Annotated in this window: 3 protein-coding genes; all 3 read left to right on the top strand. The window is 77.6% G+C overall.

Translation table 11 applies throughout. The annotated features are described in order from the left end of the window. On the top strand, positions 1 to 919 hold a 919-nt coding region (locus K377_RS41985; RefSeq protein WP_111668682.1), incomplete at its 5' end, for a hypothetical protein. Positions 920 to 944: 25 nt separating this feature from the next. Further along, positions 945 to 1,787, top strand: coding sequence for a 4'-phosphopantetheinyl transferase superfamily protein (locus tag K377_RS40795; protein WP_111668681.1), 843 nt, complete (start codon positions 945 to 947; stop codon positions 1,785 to 1,787). 133 nt (positions 1,788 to 1,920) lie between these two features. Beyond that, positions 1,921 to 3,094, top strand: a 1,174-nt coding sequence (locus tag K377_RS40790) for a condensation domain-containing protein (RefSeq protein ID WP_237551457.1), incomplete at its 3' end; no start/stop codon positions are given.

Here is a 3,094-nt window from a genome sequence, read left to right as displayed (position 1 = left end):
GCTGTACACCACGGCCCGTCTGGTCGACGTCCTCGCGCCCCACGAACCGGCCGCGCGCCAATGGCAGTCGGCCCTCGCCGCCGTCTTCGCCGACCTGCTGGCCTGCGAGTGCCTGACCGCGGTCGCCCTGCGCGGCACGCGCCCCGACGACCGCGCGGACGCGCTGCCCGTCGCCGTGGCCGGATACCTCGTCCCGCACCTCGTCGGCGATCTGCTGGACGACCTCGAACTGGTGCTGCACGAGACCGGGTTCGGCCCCGACAGCACCGAACGCCGGGCCCTGGCGGCGCTCCAGGCGCACCGGCCCGCGGCGGGTGTCGACTGGACCGCCGCGGCGGCGCACCAGACCCGGCTGGTGCGCCTGCTGCCCGAGACCGCGCCCGCCGCCCCGGACGAGACCGGGATCCCCGGTCTGTTCCGGCTGGACCGTCCCGCGCCGGACACAGGCGCCCGAACCACCGGCGCCCGCTGGGCCCGCGCCCTCACGTCCGCCCTGACCGGCACGGCCGGCACGGACGTTCACCGCGCGGCCACCGAGGGGGACGACCCGGCGCGGGCCGCGCTCGCGCGCACCGTACGCCGCCTGGCCGTGGAGCAGCGCGCGGTGCACCGCGCCTGCGCGGCGGCCGAACCCGCGGGCCCGGCGCACCCGGCGGCCCGCGCCCTGGCCGACCGCTCCGCCACCGTCCTGCTCGCCGGGGCCGCCCTGGGGGTGGCGCGGGCCGCCGCGCGGACCGGTGACCCCTTCCTCGGCCGCCCCGACTGGATCCTGCTCGCGCTGGAACGCGTCGCCCACCGCCTGGGCACCCCCCTGCCCGGCCACCCGGCCACGCCGCGCACCCGCGTCTGGACGGAACTGGCCGAGCGGACCCGGCGGGGCGTCGACTGCGACGCCCGCGCCACGAAGCTGCTGTGGTGAGGCACGAGTGAACCGGGAGACAGACATGACCGCGCACCCGCTCGTGGCGCCGCCCGTGCACCTGCCGGGCCCCGACGCCCCCTGGGACGACGTGCACGAACGGGCCCGCGCCACCGGCCGGGTCGTGGTGCACACCACCTGGGGCGAGTGGTTGTACGCCGCCCTCCTCGACCCGGAGCTGCGCGGACTGCTCGGGCGCGACTGGCCGCGCTACCGGCAGACGCCCGCCGCGGCGGACCGGTTCACCTTCGCCGTGTCGCGCATGGTCATCAAGTACACGGCCGCCGCCGTCCTGGAGGCCGCCCCGGCCGACCTCGACATCGCCTACCAGCCCGGCGGCCGGCCCGTGCTGCGCGGATTCGGCGAGGAACTCCATCTGAGCCTCGCCCACACCGAGGAACTCGTCGTCGTCGCCGTCAGCGGCAGCGGGCCCGTCGGCGTCGACACCGAATCCGTCGACCGGGAGGCCTCCTACGCCCTGCTCCGGGCCCAGGTGTGCACACCCGAGGAGGCCGGGGAACTCGACGCGCTGCCCGAGGACGAACGCCGGCTGCGGTTCCTGCGGCTGTGGACGCTCAAGGAGGCGTACACCAAGGCGCTCGGACACGGCATGCGGCGCCGCTTCAACGCCGTGGGCTTCACCTGGGACGCCGAGGGCCGCGCCGCGCTCGCCGAGCCCTCCGCCGCCGCGCCCGGCTGGTCCTTCGCCACCCACCTGGTCGGCGACCGCTACCTGGTCAGCGAGGCGCACCGCGACGGCCCGCTGGAGGTCCGCTCTCGGCACACTCCGGGCGAACTGGTGGGACCGGCCGTCCCGCCCGCGCCGACCGTAGAGTCCGCGGGGCCGGGACACCCCGCCGGACGATGAGGCCCCGCCGGAGCACACGCCCCTCGTCCCCGTACGGCGCGGCGGACCGCGCCCAGAGACGACGCGAACAGGAGGGCAGGGAGCGGGGCCACCGCGCGGCCGTGCCCGTGGCGCCCGCGGCCCGGAGCAGCGCATGAGCAGCCATCAGCCGCACGCGGACACCGTGCCCGTCGTGCTCCACGAGCCTGACGGCACGTCAGCCGCGGCGCCGGTCCTGTTCGAGCTCTGCGAACTCCTCGACACGGCACAGGCCGAGGCGGTCGCCGCCCGCCTGGCGCTGCGGCACCGCACCTGCGCGGTGACCCTCGACGACGACGGCACCGGCCGTCACCTGCTGCGCCTGACCCCGGACCGCACCGCACCCGGGGCCACGCGGCCGGACGCCACCGAGGAACTGCTGGCCGATCTGCTGCAAGCGCCGGACGCCGAGACGATCCCGGTGACCGGGCACCAGCGCGACCTGCTGACCGCGGCCCTCACCGGGCAGGACGGCCCGGGCCGGCACATCGAACAGCTCTGCTGGACCTGGTCGGGACCGCTGGACGTCCCGCTGTTCACGGCGTCCTGGCAGTCCGTCGCCGAGCGGGAGGCCGTGCTGCGCGCCGCGTTCGACTGGACCGCGGCGCCCCGGCTGGTCATCCACGACCATGCCTCCGTCGAGATCGCCCGGCACGGCGCCGCCGGCGTCGGCTGGAGCGAGCTCCAGCGCCGGGACCGGGAGCGGGAGTTCGCCCTGCACCGGCCAGGACTGCTGCGCCTCGCCCTGCTCGACGGTCCGCCCGCCGTCCGGCCGACGACGCGCGTGCTCATGAGCTACCACCGCGCCCTGCTCGACGAGCGCGGCGCGTCCCTGCTGGTACGCGAGTTCTACCGCGCCTACCTCGCCGGCGGCTCGGTGCCCGGCGGCGAGCGACGGCCCGACATCCGCGACCACGCCGCGTGGGTCGCGGGCCTGGCGCCGGACGGCGCACGGCAGTTCTGGGCGGGAGCCGGTCCGCCCCGCCACGCGGCGGTGAGCCCGGGCCGCCCCGGCGGGAGCACCCACCAGGGCGGCACCGGCCGGGTCCAGCGCCGGCTGCGGCCCCACCACACGGCACGGCTGCGCGCCTGGGCCGCGCTCCAGGGCGCGGGGGAGAGCAGCGTGCTGCACGCGGTCTGGGCCCTGCTGCTGTACCGCGCGGCGGGCGCGCGGGGGGCCGCGCCGGTCAGCTTCGACGTGCACTTCTCCGGCCGCGACCTGGCGCTGCGGGACGCCGCCGCCGTGCCGGGACTGCTGGGCAGCGCCCTGCCGATGACGGTGACCGTCG

The sequence above is a fragment of the Streptomyces sp. PsTaAH-137 genome (genome assembly GCF_003259365.1).
Taxonomy (GTDB): domain Bacteria; phylum Actinomycetota; class Actinomycetes; order Streptomycetales; family Streptomycetaceae; genus Streptomyces.
The sequence above is the reverse complement of the archived record's forward strand: the minus strand, read 5'-3'. Positions and strand labels throughout refer to the sequence as shown.